Below are 16015 nucleotides of genomic sequence, written 5' to 3'. Positions count from 1 at the left end.
ACGTGCCGCGGACTGCGGACCAGGAGCGACGATGTCGGGCATGCGAAGGATCCGCGCTGCGGCCGTGGCCACGATGGTGATGGCGCTGTGCGCCTGCGGCGATCGCGGCGCGCAGGAACCACCCCCGCGCCCGGTGCTGGTGGAGCGGCCCCAACCTGCGCCCGGGACCTCGCGCAGCTTCCCGGGCGAGATCCGCGCCCGCGCCGAAAGCCCGCTGGCCTTCCGCATCGGCGGCCAGCTGGTCAGGCGCGAAGTCGACGCCGGCGACCGGGTCGCCCGCGGCCAGCTGCTGGCGGTGATCGATCCGGGTGATTTCGAGGCCCAGGCGCGCGCCGCCGGGGCCCGGCTGGCCGCTGCCGAGGCGCAGCTCAAGCGCGCCGCGGCCGACCGCGCGCGCTACGCCGCGCTGGCCCGGGACCAGCTGGTCAGCCGCTCCGCGCTCGATGCGCAGGAGGCCGCCTGGCGCGCCGCCGACGGCGAGGCGCGGGCCGCCCGCGCGCAGGCCGAGGTGGCCCGCAACCAGGCCGGCTATGCGGAGTTGCGCGCGCCGGTGGATGGCGTCATCGCCAGCCGCCAGGCCGAAGCCGGACAGGTGGTGGCGGCCGGGCAGGCGGTCTTCACCCTGGCCGCCGACGATGGCCGCGAGGTGGCGATCGCGCTGCCGGAATCGGCGGTGGGCGCCTTCAGCGTCGGCCAGCCGGTCGAGGTCGAGCTCTGGACCGCCCCGGGCCAGCGCCTGCGCGGCCGCTTTCGCGAGATCTCGCCCGCGGCCGACCCGGTCGCGCGCACCTATGCCGCGCGGGTCGCCATCGACGAGGCCGACGCCGCGCGCGTGGCGCTCGGGCAGAGCGCCGAGGTCCACGCGGCCGGGGCGGGCGCGGCGCTGTCGGTGCCGCTGTCGGCGGTGCAGGGGGGCAACGATGGCGAAGCCACGGTCTGGGTCTTCGACGACGGCCGCGTGCATCCGGTCGCGGTGGAGGCCGGCGAGTTCGGCGCCGAGCGCGTGCCGGTGGCCTCGGGCCTCGCCGCGGACGACTGGGTGGTCTTGGCCGGCGGCCACCTGCTGCGCGACGGCCAGGCCGTGAGCGCGGTGGACCGCCACAACCGCCCGGTCGGCGCCGGGGCGCAGGACGCTCCGGCGCCGACGCCGTGAGCCGCGCCCACTTCAACCTGTCGGAATGGGCGCTGCGCAACCGCGCGCTGGTGCTCTACGTGATGCTGGTGGCGGCCGTGGTCGGCGCCTGGTCGTACCGGCAGCTGGGCCAGTCCGAGGATCCGCCCTTCACCTTCAAGGCGATGGTGGTGCGCACGCTGTGGCCGGGCGCCACCGCCGAGGAGGTCGCGCGCCAGGTCACCGACCGCGTCGAGCGGGCGGTGATGGAGACCGGCCGCTACGAGATGGTGCGCTCGTACTCGCGGCCGGGCGAGTCGCAGGTGATCTTCATGGCCGCCGACGCGCTGCCCTCGCGCGACGTCCCCGACCTCTGGTACCAGGTGCGCAAGAAGGTTGGTGACATCCGCGCCACGCTGCCAGCGGACGTGGTCGGGCCGTTCTTCAACGACGAGTTCGGCGACACCTTCGGCAACATCTACGCGCTGACCGGCGAAGGCTTCGACTACGCCGTGCTCAAGGACTACGCCGAGCGCATCGAGCTGGAGCTGCAGCGCCAGCCCGATGTCGGCAAGGTCGAGCTGATCGGCCTGCAGGACGAGAAGGTCTTCATCGAGGCCAGCAACGTGCGCCTGGCCAACCTCGGCGTGCCGCTGGCGGCGATCCAGCAGGCGCTGGCGCAGCAGAACGCGGTCACGCCCGCGGGCTTCGTCGAGACCGCCAGCGACCGCGTGCAGCTGCGCGTGGACGGCGCCTTCCGCTCCATCGACGACATCCGCGCGCTGCCGGTGCGCGCCGGCGACCGCACCCTGCGCCTGGGCGACGTGGCCGAGGTGACCCGCGGCTACGCCGATCCGGCTGCGCCGCGCATGCGCTTCATGGGCGAGGACGCGATCGGCATCGGCGTGGCGCTGCGCGAAGGCGGTGACATCCTCGCGCTGGGCGAGACCCTGGCGTCTGAGGCCGAACGCCTGCAGGCGACGCTGCCGCTGGGCATGGAGCTGCACAAGGTCTCCGACCAGCCCGCCGCGGTGCGCGAATCGGTGGGCGAATTCGTGCGGGTGCTGGTCGAGGCCGTGGTGATCGTGCTCCTGGTCTGTTTCTTCTCGCTGGGCCTGCGCACCGGGCTGGTGGTGGCGGTGTCGATCCCGCTGGTGCTGGCGATGACCTTCGCGCTGATGCACTACTTCGGCATCGGCCTGCACAAGGTGTCGCTGGGCGCGCTGGTGCTGGCGCTGGGCCTGCTGGTGGACGACGCGATCATCGCGGTGGAGATGATGGCCATCCGCATGGAGCAGGGCGACAGCCGCTTCACCGCCGCGGGCTATGCGTGGTCGCACACCGCCTTCCCGATGCTGACCGGCACGCTGGTGACCGCCGCCGGCTTCCTGCCGATCGCGACTGCGGCCTCGTCGGTGGGCGAGTACACGCGCTCGCTGTTCCAGGTGGTGACGATCGCGCTGGTGGTGTCGTGGGTGGCGGCGGTGCTGTTCATCCCCTGGCTGGGCGAGAAGATGCTGCCGGACTTCGCGGGGGCGCAGCCGCCGAAGCCAGGCTCGCTGGCCGCGCGCCACCGTGCCTGGCGCGAACGCCTGGCCGACCGCTGGCCGCAGTACGCCTTCGCGCTGGCGCCGCGCGCGCCGCACGCGCACGGCCACGACCCCTACCAGCGCCCGTTCTACCGCCGCCTGCGCCGCCTGCTGGGCTGGTGCCTGGTGCACCGCTGGCTGGTGATCGCGGCGACGGTGGCGCTGCTGGTGCTGTCGCTGCTCGGCTTCCGCTTCGTGCCGCAGCAGTTCTTCCCGGATTCGCAGCGGCTGGAGCTGATGGTCGACCTCGAGCTGGCCGAAGGCGCTTCGCTGCGCGCCACCGACGCGGCCGCGCGCCGGCTGGAGGCCCTGCTCGCGGAGCGCGAGGGAATCGAGAACCACGTCGCCTACGTCGGCAGCGGTTCGCCGCGCTTCTACCTGCCGCTGGACCAGCAGCTGCCGCAGACCAACCTCGCGCAGTTCGTGGTGCTCGCGCGCGACGTCGAGTCGCGCGAGGCGCTGCGCGACTGGCTGATCGACGAGGCCGCGCCGCTGTTCCCGGAGCTGCAGCTGCGCGTGACCCGGCTTGAAAACGGCCCGCCGGTAGGCTATCCGGTGCAGTTCCGGGTCTCCGGCGAGCACGCCGACCGCGCGCGGGAGATCGCCCGCCAGGTCGCCGACCAGGTGCGCGCGAATCCGCACGTGGCCAACGTCAACCTCGACTGGGACGAGCCCAGCAAGGTCGTGCGCCTGGTGGTCGACCAGGATCGCGCGCGGGTGCTGGGCGTGGACTCGCAGGGCTTGGCGCGCTTCCTGTCGGCCTCGCTGTCGGGCCAGTCGGTGGCCGTCTACCGCGAAGGCGACGAGCTGATCGAGGTGCTGGTGCGCGGCCCGCTCGACGAGCGCACCGGGCTCGACGCGCTCGGTGACCTGGTCGTGCACGGCGCCGACGGCAGCCCGGTGCCGCTGTCGCAGGTCGCGCGGCTGGAATACGCCTTCGAGGACGGCATCATCTGGCACCGCGACCGGCTGCCCACGGTCACCGTGCGCGCCGACGTGCGCGGCGATGCGATGCCGGCGGACGTGGTGGCGGAAATCCTGCCGACGCTCGACGGGATCCGCGACGCGCTGCCGGCGGGCTACCTGCTCGAGACCGGCGGCACGCTGGAGGACTCCGCGCGCGGCCAGGATTCGATCCGGGCCGGCATGCCGCTGTTCCTGTTCGCGGTCGCCACGCTGCTGATGCTGCAGCTGCGCAGCTTCCCGCGCAGCCTGCTGGTGTTCGCCACCGCCCCGCTGGGCCTGGTGGGTGCGGTGCTGTTCCTGCTGGTGTTCCGGGTGCCGTTCGGGTTCGTGGCGCTGCTCGGCACGATCGCGCTGGCCGGCATGGTGATGCGCAACTCGATCATCCTGGTCGACCAGATCCAGCAGGACATCGACGCCGGGCACGCGCGCTGGGACGCGGTGATCGACGCCACGGTGCGCCGCTTCCGCCCGATCGTGCTGACCGCGCTGGCGGCGATCCTGGCCATGATCCCGCTGTCGCGCAGCGTGTTCTTCGGGCCGATGGCGGTGGCGATCATGGGCGGGCTGGCGGTGGCGACCGTGCTGACGCTGCTGTTCGTGCCGGCGCTGTATGCCGCCTGGTTCCGCGTGAAGCGGGACGAGGCGCCGCCGCCCGCGCCCGCGGCATCGCCCTGATCCGCGGTCCGGCCTCCCTGTAGGAGCTGCTACAGCCGCGACCGCCGGTTGCACGCCTGTTTGTCCGGAGGTGCGGCCAGCCCGGTCGCGGCTGTAGCCGCTCCTACAGGGGGGCGGTTGGCGGGGCGAGGAGTCCGGCGGGGGGGGCCGCCACCGGCGAGACGTGCGCCCGGGCGGCGACGCCGGCGGCGGTGAAGCCGGCCACCATGTCGGGCGCGGCCGCCTCGGCCGCGGCGCGCGATGCGAACCAGGCGAAGCAGCTCGGCCCCCCGCCGGAGATGCTGGCGCCGAGCGCGCCGTGGTCGAGCGCGGCCTGCTTCACCGCGGCGAAGCCCGGGATCAGCGGCGCGCGCCGCGGCTCGACCAGCACGTCATGCAGGCCGTCGGCGATCAGGCCGGCGTCGCCGCGCGACAGCCCGGTGAGGAACAGCGCCAGGTGCGAGGAGTGCCGCACCACCTGTTCCAGCGGATACGGCTCGGCCAGGACCGCGCGCGCCTGCCGGGTTTCCAGCACCAGCTCCGGCTGCACGGCCACGCAGTGCAGCCAGTCGGGCACGTCGAGCCTCAGCAGGAGGGTGGAGGTCGCCAGCGCCACGCCGCCGACCAGCATCGGGCCGACGTTGTCGCCCTGGTGGCTGTGGGTCGAGGCCCACTCGCCCTCGAGCGCGAAGGGATAGAGCGCTTCGCGCGGCAACGGCGCGTCCAGCAGGGCATTGGCTGCAACGAGTGCGGCCACGCAGGACGCCGCCGAGCCGGCAAGGCCGGAGCCGAGCGGGATGCCCTTGTCGAGTTCGACCGCGAAGCCATGCGGCAGCCTGAGTGCCGCGCGAAGCTGCAGCAATGCGCGCCCGGCGGTGTTGGTTTCGGCGTCGAGGGGGATGCGGCCGATGCCGCGGACCTCGCCGCGGACCGCATCGATCCGCACCACGGGTTCGTCGATGCGGCGCACCGTGGCGACGTCGCGCGGCCCCTCGATCACGTGGCCGAGCAGGTCGAAGCCCACGCCGATGTTGCCCACGCCCGCGGGCGCGAAGGCGCGGGCCTGCCGATGCGATGCGTCCATGCGCGGGATTGTCCCACCGTGCCCGGGTGCCGCGACAGCGCGGCGCAAGCTTTCCGGCATCGGCTGCAGTTCCAGGACCCCGGACTACCTCCTCGGCCAGCTACGACCACGTGCGCGAGCACAACGAAGCGGTGAACCGGCTGGACGTGATCCCGGCGCGCGAGGCGATCAAGAACGAGCAGGAGGCCGGCGGCACGCTCGACGTGGTCCAGCACGACGGCAGCGTCCTGCGCCTGCGCCGGCTCGACGGCGGCTACGACCCGCCCGACCGGATCGCGGCCATGAATCTGCAGCAGCGCCAGGCGCGCGGCGAAGTGGTCACCGGGCTGCTCCACGTCGACCCGGAGGCCGGCGACCTCCATGGCCACCTGGGGACGGTCGAGGCGCCGCTGAACTCCCTCGACGCCCCCGCGCTGTGCCCCGGCAGCAAGGCCCTGGCCGGCATCAACGCGGCCTTGCGCTGAACGCGCCGCCGCGGCCGGGCAGGCGCCTGCCTGGCGACCCGTCCCGCTAGGGTCCTGCGTGCGCGGGCCCGATGTGCCGGGCGAGGAACGACTCCAGTCGGCGGTAGAAGTCGATGCTGTTCCGGTCGTTGTAGAAGCCGTGGCCTTCCTTCGGCACGACCACCCATTCGGGCGGGTTGCCCGCCCTTTCCAGCGCGCCTTTCATCGCCCTGGCCTGCGCCAGCGGCGTGCGCTCGTCGATCTCGCCGTGGACCAGGAGGACCGGGGCCTTGATGCGCGATGCCAGCGCGGTCGGCGAATGCGCCGCCAGCTCCGCGTCGTCACGACCGATCACCCGTGACAGGTAGTTGCGCCCGTAGGTGGTCGAGCGGATGTCGCCCTTGCTGTACATCATCTTCAGGTCGTACAACCCGGCGAGGCCGACGGCGCACTTGACCAGCTCCGGCGCGCGGGCGGCGGCCATCATCGCCGAGTAGGCGCCGAAGCTGGCTCCGTACGCGCAGATGCGCTGCGGGTCGGCGTAGCCGCGGTCGATCGCCCAGCGCACGCCATCGAGCAGGTCGTCCTGGATGCGCGTGCCCCAGTTCAGGTATCCGGCCCGTTCGAAGGCCTCGCCGCGGCCCTGCGAGCCGCGGTAGTTCACCTGCAGCACCAGGTAGCCGCGGCTGGCGAGGAACTGCGCGTCGTTGTCGAAGGCCCAGGCGTCGCCTTCGGCGTGCGGTCCGCCATGCGGCAGCAGGACCATGGGCAGGCGCGAGGGGTCGGACACGCCCTGCGGCAGCGTCATGATGCCGCCCAGTTCCATCCCGTCGCCGGCATGGAAGCGGATCGGCCTGCGCTCGCCCATCCGCGCCGGATCGATGCCCTCGCGCCGCACCATCAGCCTGGACAGGCTCGATGCGCCCCGGTCGAACAGGTACCACGCGCCCGGATCGCGGTCGCTGTACACGTAAAGCAGGCTGGTGCCGCCGTCGTCGCTGTGGTTGAGGAATGTGGCGTGGCTGTCGGGGAAGTTGCGGGCGACCGCCTGGTGCAGCTGCGCCTCCTGCGAGGCCGGATCGAAGTACACCGGCTGCGGCTTGCCCTGGCCCACGGTCGCGGCGAACGGCTCGGCAGGACCGGGGCTCCATTCCAGATCGCCCACGCTGGCGAACGCGTCTCTGGCCAGGACCTGCCGGCCGCCGCCGTCGGGGTTGGCCTTCACCAGCGCGGCCGGACCGCCTTCCCGGCTGAACCACGCGTACACCTGGCGCCCGTCGCCGGTCAGCGAGAACGGCACGAACTTGCCTCCCATCTGCGAAGCATCGACCGGTGTCCAGTCCCCGTCGGGGCCGGCCATGTACAGCAGGTAGTTGTCGTCGCTGTCGCTGCCGAACGCATAGCGGGGCACACCGTCGCGATCCAGGACGAACGACAGGTCCTTCACGGGAATGTCGGCGACCAGCCGTGCCGTGGTCTTCGTGGCATCCACGTCGTACAGCTGGGAGCGGTTGGTTCCGCGCGAAAGCCGGCGCATGTAGAAGCGGCCGTTGGCGACGTCCGGCAGGCCCTCGATCCGGCCGAAGCCCCGCTCCAGGCCCGGGGTCCGCGTGGACTGCCGGTATCCGTACACGTACGTCTGGTTGCCGCCGTCAAGATCGCTGGCGATGATCTCGCCGGTCGGAACGGGCTGTTCGCGCGATCCCATCTTCCGGCCCTTGGCGATCACCAGTCGCTGCGGACTCACCCAGCGGGTCTGCACGGGCAGCTCATAGCGCGGCAACCGCAGCAGGGAAGTCTGCTGCATGTCCTCCAGGCGGTACACCGTCAGCGCGTGGTTGCCGTCACCGAAATCGACCGAAACGGCCAGATGGCGCCCATCCGGCGACAGTCGCAGCATCCCGATGCTGTTGGACGAGGCAAACGCCTCCACCGGCACCGGTTCCGCCGCGAAGGCCGGGGCGGCGCCGGCCACCAGGCAGGCCGCAAGCGCGGCTACGATCCAGATCCCCATTCCCTTCTTCCCCGTCCATTCCCCGTGGCCAAGACTAACCGGCCCGAGGCCGCTGGGCATGCGGGTCCGCGTCGATGTGGTCTAATGCCGCCCGAAGCGGGGGTACCGCGCCGGCAAGGCGCGGTTGAGACAGACCCTTCGAACCTGATCCGGCTGATACCGGCGTAGGGAAGCTTCGCAGGATGCACCGCACCGCCACCGCACGCCGGCTGGCGGGCAACGTGCAGCATGCGCCGCCGCTTCGTCCCGCCCACTACAGGACGATGCCGATGAACGCCATGCCGTCACCCCTGCAGCAGCAGGCCCAGCAGCTTTCCGATTCCGTCACCCGGCCGATCCCGGGCTCGCGCAAGGTCTTCGCCGAAGGCTCGCGGCCGGACCTGCGCGTGGCCATGCGCGAGATCGCGCAGACGCGCACGCCGACCCTGTTCGGCGGCGAGGACAATCCGGCGATCACCGTCTACGACACCTCCGGTCCGTACACGGATCCGGACGCGCGCATCGACCTGACGGCGGGGCTGCCGTCGCTGCGCGCGCGCTGGATCGAGGAGCGCGGCGACACGGCGCCGCTGCCGGGGCTGACGTCCGAGTTCGGACGCGCGCGCGAGTGCGACGCCAGGCTGGACGCGGTGCGGTTCCCGGCGCGGACGCTGCCGCGCCGCGCGAAGGACGGCGCCAACGTCACCCAGATGCATTACGCGCGCCGCGGCATCGTGACGCCGGAGATGGAGTACGTGGCGATCCGCGAGAACCAGCGGCTCGAGCTGCTGGGGGCGGCCGGGGGAGGAGGGCGGCATCCGCTGCTGATGCAGCATCCGGGGCAGTCGTTCGGGGCGTCGATCCCGGCGCGGATCACGCCGGAGTTCGTGCGCGACGAGATCGCCCGGGGCCGCGCCATCCTGCCCTGCAACATCAACCATCCGGAAAGCGAGCCGATGATCATCGGCCGCAACTTCCTCACCAAGATCAACGCCAACATCGGCAACAGCGCGGTGTCGTCGGGCATCGCGGAAGAAGTCGAGAAGCTGGTCTGGGCGATCCGCTGGGGCGCGGACAACGTGATGGACCTGTCCACCGGCAAGCACATCCACGAGACCCGCGAGTGGATCATCCGCAACTCGCCGGTGCCGATCGGCACGGTCCCGATCTACCAGGCGCTGGAGAAGGTCGACGGCCGCGCCGAGGAACTGACCTGGGAGATCTTCCGCGACACCCTCATCGAGCAGGCCGAGCAGGGCGTGGACTACTTCACCATCCACGCCGGCGTGCTGCTGCGCTACGTGCCGCTGACCGCGAAGCGGGTCACCGGGATCGTCTCGCGCGGCGGCTCGATCATGGCCAAGTGGTGCCTGGCCCACCATCGCGAGAGTTTCCTGTACGAACACTTCGAGGAGATCTGCGAAATCATGAAGGCCTACGACGTGGCCTTCTCGCTGGGCGACGGCCTGCGCCCGGGCTGTATCGCCGATGCCAACGACGCAGCCCAGTTCGGCGAGCTGGAGACCCTGGGCGAGCTGACCAAGATCGCCTGGAAGCACGACGTGCAAACCATGATCGAAGGCCCCGGTCACGTGCCGATGCAGCTGATCAGGGAGAACATGGACAAGCAGCTGGCCGAGTGCGGCGAGGCGCCGTTCTACACCCTGGGCCCGCTGACCACCGACATCGCCCCGGGCTACGACCACATCACCAGCGCGATCGGCGCGGCCATGATCGGCTGGTACGGCACCGCGATGCTCTGCTACGTCACGCCCAAGGAGCACCTCGGCCTGCCCAACCGCCAGGACGTGCGCGACGGGATCATGGCGTACCGCATCGCCGCCCACGCCGCCGACCTCGCCAAGGGACATCCCGGCGCGCAGGTGCGCGACAACGCACTGAGCAAGGCGCGCTTCGAGTTCCGCTGGGAAGACCAGTTCCACCTCGGGCTGGATCCGGAGAAGGCGAAGGAATTCCACGACGAAACGATGCCGAAGGACGCGCACAAGCTCGCCCACTTCTGCTCCATGTGCGGGCCGCACTTCTGTTCGATGAAGATCACCCAGGACGTGCGCGAGTTCGCCGCCGGGCAGGGGGACGCCACCGGTTCGAATGCGGACGCCGGCGACGTGGCCGCCGCCGGCATGGCCGCCAAGGCGGCTGAATTCAGGGCCGCCGGCGCCGAGCTCTACCGGCCCGGCTGAACGGAAGGAAACGCGCGCCGGCCGGGCGGGCGCGGGCGCCGCGGATCACGCGGCGTCCGTCGCCGGCGTGCTAGCGTCGCCCGTGCTAGCGTCGCCGCACACCAGGAACGGGAGATCCACCATGACACGCATTCCCACATCCCTCCGCTGGCTTCTGGCCGGGCTGCTGCTGGCGCTGCTGGCGGCCTGCGCCACCGGCCCGCGCGTCAGTTCGGACTCCGATCCGCGCGCGGACTTCAGCGCCTATCGCAGCTTCGCCTTCTATTCGCCGCTGGCGATCGAGCGCGAGGGCTATGCCAGCCTGGTGAGCGGCCGCATGAAGGCCGCCGCGCGCGCCGAAATGGAGGCGCGCGGCTACCGCTACAGCGAGGACGATCCCGACCTCTGGCTCAACATCAACGCCTACATGCAGCAGCGCACCGACGTCAGCACCATCCCCGACGTCGATTACGCCTACTACTACAGCTATCGCTATCGCGGCTATGTCGCGGTGCCGTTCTGGCACGATCGCACCACGGTGCATCGCTACACCGAAGGCACGATGAACATCGACCTGGTGGATGCGAAGCGCAACGCGCTGGTGTGGGAGGGCATCGCGGTGGGGCGGGTGAAGCGCAACCAGGACGCGGCGGCGCGCGATGCCGCGATCGACGCCACCATCCGCGACATCTTCGCCGCGTATCCGCACCGCGCCGGCGGCAGCTACTGAACCACCGCCCCGCCGGCGTCTTCTGGCGCCCGGTGTCCTGCAGGAGCGGCGATAGCCGCGATGGCGAATTGCCAGGTGGTCAGACCGGGTCGCGGCTATAGCCGCTCCTACAGGCGGTTCTGGCTCAGCGGCGGGTGAACGCCGCCTGCAGCGTGGCCAGCCACGCCTGCCAGCTGCCGCCGTCGCGCGTCGGGTCGTATTCGCTGCCCAGCGACTGCATGCGCGCGCCGAGCGCGGCCTCGTCCAGTCCTTCGCCGGCAAGGCGTGCGAGGTCGTCGCGCACCGCGACGATCTCCGCGTCCGCCTCGCTGCCCAGGTAGGCCTCGACCACGCCGGTGGCGGTGTCGTGCTCCATGCTCCAGTCCTGGTGGAAGTACGCGGACAGGAAGTTCTCAAGCGCGGGCGTGTCGCTCATGCAGGGGCCTCGGGATCGGGATCAGGGCGTTGAAGGATAGCCGGTGACGATGCGATAGCCGGTGTCGAGCCTGTCAGAGCGTTCCAGCACCAGCTTCACCGAGAACACGTCCTCGGCGTTGGACTCGCCGCGCTTCACCGAGATGCCGGTGCTGGCGTCGAAGCTCGCGTCGATCACCAGGCGGTTGCCGCCCTTGCCATCGACCCAGGCATCGATGCGGTCCTGGTGCTCGGACAGGGTGGCGGCGACGAAGTGCTCGGCTTCGCCGAGGTCGCGGAAGCTGGAGGCGGCGCTGATGTTGTCGCGGCGCACGCGGTCGACCAGCCATTCCTCGCTCTTGCCGACATGGCGCTCGATCAGGTGGCCGCCGACCTCTTCGTGGGCCTCGAGGCCGCCGCCGGGCACCTGCACCGGGGCGTCGGGACCGTCGGGATCCTCGGGCGCATCCGGACCGTCGACGCCATCGTTGCCGAGGTGGGCGTCGAGCGCGTCAATCGTGGACTCCACCGCGTCACGCTCCACGCGCGGCAGGCCCCGCACGTCGATCTCGCCCAACGCGTCGCGGATGCGGCCGAGCAGCGGATCGAGGTGTTCGCCGAAGGTGGGGTCGCCGCCGGCCAGCGAGATCGCGCTGCCGACCTGGTCGAGGAAGTCCTCGATGCCGCCGCTGTCGGCCAGGTCCTGCAGGTGGGCGACGAGGTCGGCGTCCGGATCGGCGGCGGCCGCCATGGCCATGCGGGCGGTGGACGGCTGCTGCACCGTCGAAAGCGACCATTCGGTCGAGGGAGAGAGGGCTCGTGCGACATCCATGGGGCGGGTGCCTTGCGTGCGGGGGAAGCGCAAGAGGCTAGAAGCCGGGAGCGGCCTCCGACAGCTGGTACCGACCCCACCCCCGGGTCGACCCGGGGATCACGCGGAGCCCGCGCCGGCAGGGCACACTCGGGTGATGGCACGAATGTTCCCCAAGCCGCTGCGCTGGACCGCGATCGCGGCCCGCCATCCGTCGGCGCTGCTGCTGGCCGTGCAGCTAGCCAGCCTGATGGTCTATCCGCTGGTGGACGGCCGCGACACCCGCGTGCTGTTCAGCGCCTTCACCCTGGTTGCGGTGCCGCTGGCGGTGTGGGTGGTGTTCCGCAGCCATGCCGCGAACTGGATCGCCTGGGCGCTGGCGGTGCCGGCGATGCTGCTGGCGATCGCGGCGATCGCGCTGGGCCTGCCGGCGCTGGCCGCGGTCTCGGCGGTGCTGGAATCGCTGCTGTACTTCTACGCCGCCGGCGCGCTGATCGTGTACATGCTCGAGGACCACACGGTGACGGCGGACGAGCTGTTCGCCGCGGCCGCCGCGTTCACCCTGCTGGCCTGGGGCTTCGCCTACGCCTTCCTGGTCTGCCAGGCGTTGGCGCCCGGCAGCTTCACCGGCATGGTCGAGCCGGAGCGCCCGCGGCGCTGGCTGGAGCTGCTGTTTCTCAGCTTTTCGACGCTCTCGGGCACCGGCAACGGCGACGTGATGCCACTGTCACCGTACGCGCGGGTGCTGGTGATGCTCGAGCAGTTCGCGGGCGTGGGCTACATCGCCGCGGTGGTGTCGCGGCTGATCGCGCTGAGCATCGTGCGCCGGCGCGGCGGCCAGCACTGACGGAAACGGCGCGCGCGGCCGGTCGGCCGGCGCGCCCGCCGACGGTCAGGCGCCGGACTTGTAGCGTTCGATCGCCTCGACCAGCAGCGCCTTGGCCTCGGCCGCATCGCCCCAGCCCTCGAGCTTCACCCACTTGCCCTTCTCGAGATCCTTGTAGTGCTCGAAGAAGTGGCCGATGCGCTCCAGCCAGTGGCCGGAGACCTGGGCGATGTCGGTGATGTGGGCATAGCCCGCGAACACCTTCGGCTCCGGCACGGCGAGCAGCTTCTCGTCGCTGCCGGCCTCGTCGGTCATCTTCAGCACGCCCACCGGGCGGCAGCGGATCACCGAACCCGGCACCAGCGGCAGCGGCAGGATCACCATCACGTCGGCCGGATCGCCGTCGCCGCAGACGGTGTCGGGCACGTAGCCGTAGTTGCAGGGGTAGCGCATGGGCGTGGACAGCACGCGGTCCACGAAGATCGCGCCGGACTCCTTGTCGACCTCGTACTTGACGGGCTCGGCGTCCTTCGGGATCTCGATGATGACGTTGATCTCGTCCGGCGGGTTCTTGCCGGTCTTCACATGGTCCAGGCCCATGGGTGCTCCAGTTGGTGGGGACGGGATGCGATGCGTGGCCCGTCGGGAATGCCGACATTCTACGCGCGGCTGTTGCGACGCACCAAAGCCGCGGCGCCGCCTGAATGGCACCGGGTGCACCCGAGGATGGGGTACGCCCCAGCTTGGGGAGACATGACGGGCGGATTACACAGTACGCCACCGTATCTACAGCGAGTCCCGCCGCATGACCATCCAGGCCTCCAGCCTCACCCCCGGCGCCAACGCCGCCGCCGCCCAGTTCCAGAGCCAGGGCTACTGGAACAATCCCGACGCCCCGGGCCGCCACCATGACCATGGCCCGGACGCGCTGGGCAGCGACGCGCCCGCGCCGTCGCCGATCGAGGCCGGTGGCGTCGATGACGTGATCGGCGACAAGGACGCGTCCGGGGACGGCCGGAAGATCGACGGTTCGGCTGAAAACGCCGGTGAACGCACCCAGCGCAGCACGCCCGACGGCAAGCCGATCGTGGTCGATCCGCTGCACTCGGAGAAAGGCCTCGACATCGCCCGCGAGCGCACCGTGGAAGGCAGCGGCTACGTGGTCAGCGACCAGCTGGTGCTGACCACCGGCGCGAGCGACGACGTGATCGGCGTGAAGCAGCGCGACGACGGCACCCTGGACGTCAACGTCAACGGCGAGAGCTACGAAGTGAAGCTCGACCAGGGCCAGGAGCTCACCCTCCGCGCCGGCGCCGGCGACGACGTGATCGAAGTGGCGCCGAACGTGAAGGTGAACATCGTGGTCGAGGGCGGCGATGGCGACGACACCATCACCACCGGTGCCGGCGACGACCGCATCGACGGCGGCGCCGGCAACGACATCATCTTCTCCGGCGCCGGCCGCGACGACATCTTCGGCAACAGCGGCGACGACGTGATCACCGGCGGCGACGGCGTCAACATCATCCACGGCGGCGACGGCGACGACGAACTCATCGCCGGCAGCGGCACCAACTTCATCGAGGGCGGCGCCGGCGACGACGCGATCACCGGCGGTGGCGAGAGCGACATCCTCTCCGGCGGCACCGGCAATGACCGCATCGCCGTGGGCGAGGGCAAGAGCACCGTCTATGCCGGGGCCGGCGACGACACGATCGACAATGCCGGCGTCAACGCCACGGTCTATGCCGAGGTCGGCGACCTGGTCAACGCCGCCACCAACGCGAAGCCCACCGTGGTCAACGTGGTGATCGACGCCGCCGCCGGCCAGACCATCAAGGTCGAGGGCTCCGAGGGCTTCGTGCAGCGCATCCAGGCCGAGCTCGACTTCCTGCGCGCGTCCCCGGTGGGCCAGCAGATGCTGGCCGAGTTCGACAAGGCCGCCGACGTGAAGGGCAACGTGGTCACCATCAAGGAGCTGGCCAACGAGCAGAACGGCTACGCCCAGACCTTCAGCCGCGACGCCGACATCGTCAACGGCCGTGCCGGTGCCGGCGGCAACGTCGACATCAGCTACAACCCCTCCTTCCACATGGACGCCTTCCCCGCGCCCGTCGTGGTGCTGTACCACGAGATGTCGCATGCCTACAACGGCGTGAACGGCACCTTCCAGCCGGGCACCTACCGCGGCGAGGGCCCTGACTCCGGCCGCGTGCCCAACGCCGAGCGCCAGGCCGTGGGCCTGGAGACTTCCGCCCCCGCCTATGACTTCGACGGCGACCCCAGCACCAAGCCGACCACCGCCAATCCCGATCATCTGACCGAGAACGGGCTGCGCGAGGAGCTGGGCCTGCCGGATCGCCCGAGCTACGCGCTCTGAGCCAGCCGCAGTCCCGCACCATCCCCGAGCCCGCGTTCATCGCGGGCTCCGGGCATTTCAGACATCCTGTCGCCCCGTCACCCACAGGTGAGTCATGCCGATGAGTCCGAACCCGCGAACAGGCGCCACGCTGGCCCTCTTGTCCGCAGCCCTGCTGGCTCCGCATGCTGTTGAGGCACAGGCCACGACGGAGTCCACGCGGATGCATGAGGAAGACCAGGTGGCCCGGACCACCGTGGAAGGCGACGGCGCACTGCTCGAGGTCGCGTTCGACCCCGACGGGAGCGCGCTGGCCGTGCGCTATCGCATCAGCAATACCGGGCAGGCGCCCCTGGCCGTGTTCGACCGCGGCGACCGGCACGCGGTGCTGACGAAGCGGCTGGTGGCCGGCGAGGTTCCGCCGCCGCGGTTCGAGGCCGGGGCGGACGGGCTGGTCCTGACCCATGTGGCGCGCGCGCTGCCGCAACCCACGCCGACCGTGCCGCCGGTGCCGCTGGCTGCCAGGCTGGCGGCGGGCGACGCCCTGGACGGCGCGTTCGCGTTCGACCTGTCGCTCGCCGCGGGGGACGCCCCGGGCCGGGTGCGCTGGTGCCTGGGGGTGGCGCCGTTCGACGAGGCGCAGTTCCAGGCGTCCGAGTCCGCCGGCGAGGTGGCGGTCTGGACCGCTCCGTTCGAGATGGCCCAGGCGCAGCAGCGACTGTGCACGCCGTGGTTCGACGTGGCGGCGGGAGCGTTCGAGGCGCCGTAAGCCCGCGCGGATGCGCAGGCGGAGGTTCGCGATGGAAGAAGGCGGCCCGGGGGCCGCCTTCTTCGTGTCCAGCCGGGCGCCCATGCCGGGAGCCCGGGCATGCC

General features: G+C 71.3%; 13 protein-coding genes and 1 riboswitch. Of the genes, 8 read left to right on the top strand and 5 right to left on the bottom strand.

Annotation, left to right across the window (positions count from 1 at the left end; genetic code table 11):
* Positions 1-40: 40 nt before the first annotated feature.
* Positions 41-1153, top strand: coding sequence for an efflux RND transporter periplasmic adaptor subunit (locus IE168_RS05310; RefSeq protein ID WP_189495958.1), 1113 nt, complete (start codon positions 41-43; stop codon positions 1151-1153).
* On the top strand, positions 1150-4341 hold the full coding sequence (locus tag IE168_RS05305) for an efflux RND transporter permease subunit (RefSeq protein WP_268245189.1): 3192 nt from the start codon (positions 1150-1152) through the stop codon (positions 4339-4341). The genes IE168_RS05310 and IE168_RS05305 overlap by 4 nt, the downstream gene beginning before the upstream one ends.
* Before the next feature lie 103 nt (positions 4342-4444).
* On the opposite strand, the gene IE168_RS05300 is transcribed toward IE168_RS05305, so the two are convergent.
* Complete coding sequence (locus tag IE168_RS05300) at positions 4445-5404, bottom strand: homoserine kinase (protein ID WP_229823140.1); 960 nt, start codon at positions 5402-5404, stop codon at positions 4445-4447.
* Positions 5405-5514: 110 nt separating this feature from the next.
* Between IE168_RS05300 and IE168_RS05295 the strand changes: the two genes are divergently transcribed.
* A complete protein-coding gene (locus tag IE168_RS05295) occupies positions 5515-5868 on the top strand; it encodes a hypothetical protein (RefSeq protein WP_189495954.1) in 354 nt (117 codons plus the stop codon).
* 46 nt (positions 5869-5914) lie between these two features.
* Here IE168_RS05295 and IE168_RS05290 read toward each other — a convergent pair whose 3' ends face one another.
* A complete protein-coding gene (locus tag IE168_RS05290) occupies positions 5915-7861 on the bottom strand; it encodes a S9 family peptidase (RefSeq protein WP_189495952.1) in 1947 nt (648 codons plus the stop codon).
* Between the two features lie 88 nt (positions 7862-7949).
* Positions 7950-8050, top strand: a riboswitch (TPP riboswitch).
* Positions 8051-8130: 80 nt separating this feature from the next.
* Between IE168_RS05290 and thiC the strand changes: the two genes are divergently transcribed.
* The gene (thiC, locus tag IE168_RS05285; RefSeq protein WP_189496418.1) at positions 8131-10044 is read left to right on the top strand and encodes a phosphomethylpyrimidine synthase ThiC; all 1914 of its coding nucleotides are present in this window, start codon (positions 8131-8133) and stop codon (positions 10042-10044) included.
* Positions 10045-10165: 121 nt separating this feature from the next.
* A complete protein-coding gene (locus IE168_RS05280) occupies positions 10166-10753 on the top strand; it encodes a DUF4136 domain-containing protein (protein ID WP_189495950.1) in 588 nt (195 codons plus the stop codon).
* Between the two features lie 124 nt (positions 10754-10877).
* On the opposite strand, the gene IE168_RS05275 is transcribed toward IE168_RS05280, so the two are convergent.
* Both IE168_RS05275 and IE168_RS05270 read right to left on the bottom strand, forming a co-directional pair.
* Positions 10878-11168, bottom strand: a complete 291-nt coding sequence (locus IE168_RS05275) for a contact-dependent growth inhibition system immunity protein (protein WP_189495948.1) — start codon at positions 11166-11168, stop codon at positions 10878-10880.
* Between the two features lie 21 nt (positions 11169-11189).
* Positions 11190-11978, bottom strand: coding sequence for an RNase A-like domain-containing protein (locus IE168_RS05270; protein ID WP_189495946.1), 789 nt, complete (start codon positions 11976-11978; stop codon positions 11190-11192).
* A 145-nt stretch (positions 11979-12123) separates the two neighbouring features.
* Between IE168_RS05270 and IE168_RS05265 the strand changes: the two genes are divergently transcribed.
* Entirely contained in the window at positions 12124-12804 is a 681-nt protein-coding gene (locus IE168_RS05265) for an ion channel (protein ID WP_189496416.1), read from the top strand.
* Between the two features lie 45 nt (positions 12805-12849).
* Here the strand turns inward: IE168_RS05265 and ppa are convergent, their stop codons facing one another.
* Complete coding sequence (gene ppa, locus IE168_RS05260; protein ID WP_189495944.1) at positions 12850-13383, bottom strand: inorganic diphosphatase; 534 nt, start codon at positions 13381-13383, stop codon at positions 12850-12852.
* Positions 13384-13588: 205 nt separating this feature from the next.
* On the opposite strand from ppa, the gene IE168_RS05255 reads away from it, so the two are divergent.
* Together IE168_RS05255 and IE168_RS05250 are read left to right on the top strand one after the other, a co-directional pair.
* Complete coding sequence (locus IE168_RS05255) at positions 13589-15163, top strand: M91 family zinc metallopeptidase (protein WP_189495942.1); 1575 nt, start codon at positions 13589-13591, stop codon at positions 15161-15163.
* Positions 15164-15365: 202 nt separating this feature from the next.
* Positions 15366-15911 (top strand): hypothetical protein, encoded by a 546-nt coding sequence (locus tag IE168_RS05250; protein ID WP_189495940.1) that lies wholly within the window; start codon positions 15366-15368, stop codon positions 15909-15911.
* Positions 15912-16015: the final 104 nt, after the last annotated feature.

The sequence above is a fragment of the Luteimonas padinae genome (genome assembly GCF_014652935.1).
Taxonomy (GTDB): Bacteria; Pseudomonadota; Gammaproteobacteria; order Xanthomonadales; family Xanthomonadaceae; genus Luteimonas; species Luteimonas padinae.
The sequence above is the reverse complement of the archived record's forward strand: the minus strand, read 5'-3'. Positions and strand labels throughout refer to the sequence as shown.

Coding starts and splice junctions, on each gene's coding strand:
- IE168_RS05310 (WP_189495958.1), top strand. CDS start 41: ATGCGAAGGATCCGCGCTGCGGCCGTGGCCACGATGGTGATGGCGCTG.
- ppa (WP_189495944.1), bottom strand. CDS start 13,383: ATGGGCCTGGACCATGTGAAGACCGGCAAGAACCCGCCGGACGAGATC.
- IE168_RS05280 (WP_189495950.1), top strand. CDS start 10,166: ATGACACGCATTCCCACATCCCTCCGCTGGCTTCTGGCCGGGCTGCTG.
- IE168_RS05275 (WP_189495948.1), bottom strand. CDS start 11,168: ATGAGCGACACGCCCGCGCTTGAGAACTTCCTGTCCGCGTACTTCCAC.
- IE168_RS05250 (WP_189495940.1), top strand. CDS start 15,366: ATGCATGAGGAAGACCAGGTGGCCCGGACCACCGTGGAAGGCGACGGC.
- IE168_RS05290 (WP_189495952.1), bottom strand. CDS start 7,861: ATGGGGATCTGGATCGTAGCCGCGCTTGCGGCCTGCCTGGTGGCCGGC.
- thiC (WP_189496418.1), top strand. CDS start 8,131: ATGAACGCCATGCCGTCACCCCTGCAGCAGCAGGCCCAGCAGCTTTCC.
- IE168_RS05270 (WP_189495946.1), bottom strand. CDS start 11,978: ATGGATGTCGCACGAGCCCTCTCTCCCTCGACCGAATGGTCGCTTTCG.
- IE168_RS05300 (WP_229823140.1), bottom strand. CDS start 5,404: ATGGACGCATCGCATCGGCAGGCCCGCGCCTTCGCGCCCGCGGGCGTG.
- IE168_RS05255 (WP_189495942.1), top strand. CDS start 13,589: ATGACCATCCAGGCCTCCAGCCTCACCCCCGGCGCCAACGCCGCCGCC.
- IE168_RS05265 (WP_189496416.1), top strand. CDS start 12,124: ATGTTCCCCAAGCCGCTGCGCTGGACCGCGATCGCGGCCCGCCATCCG.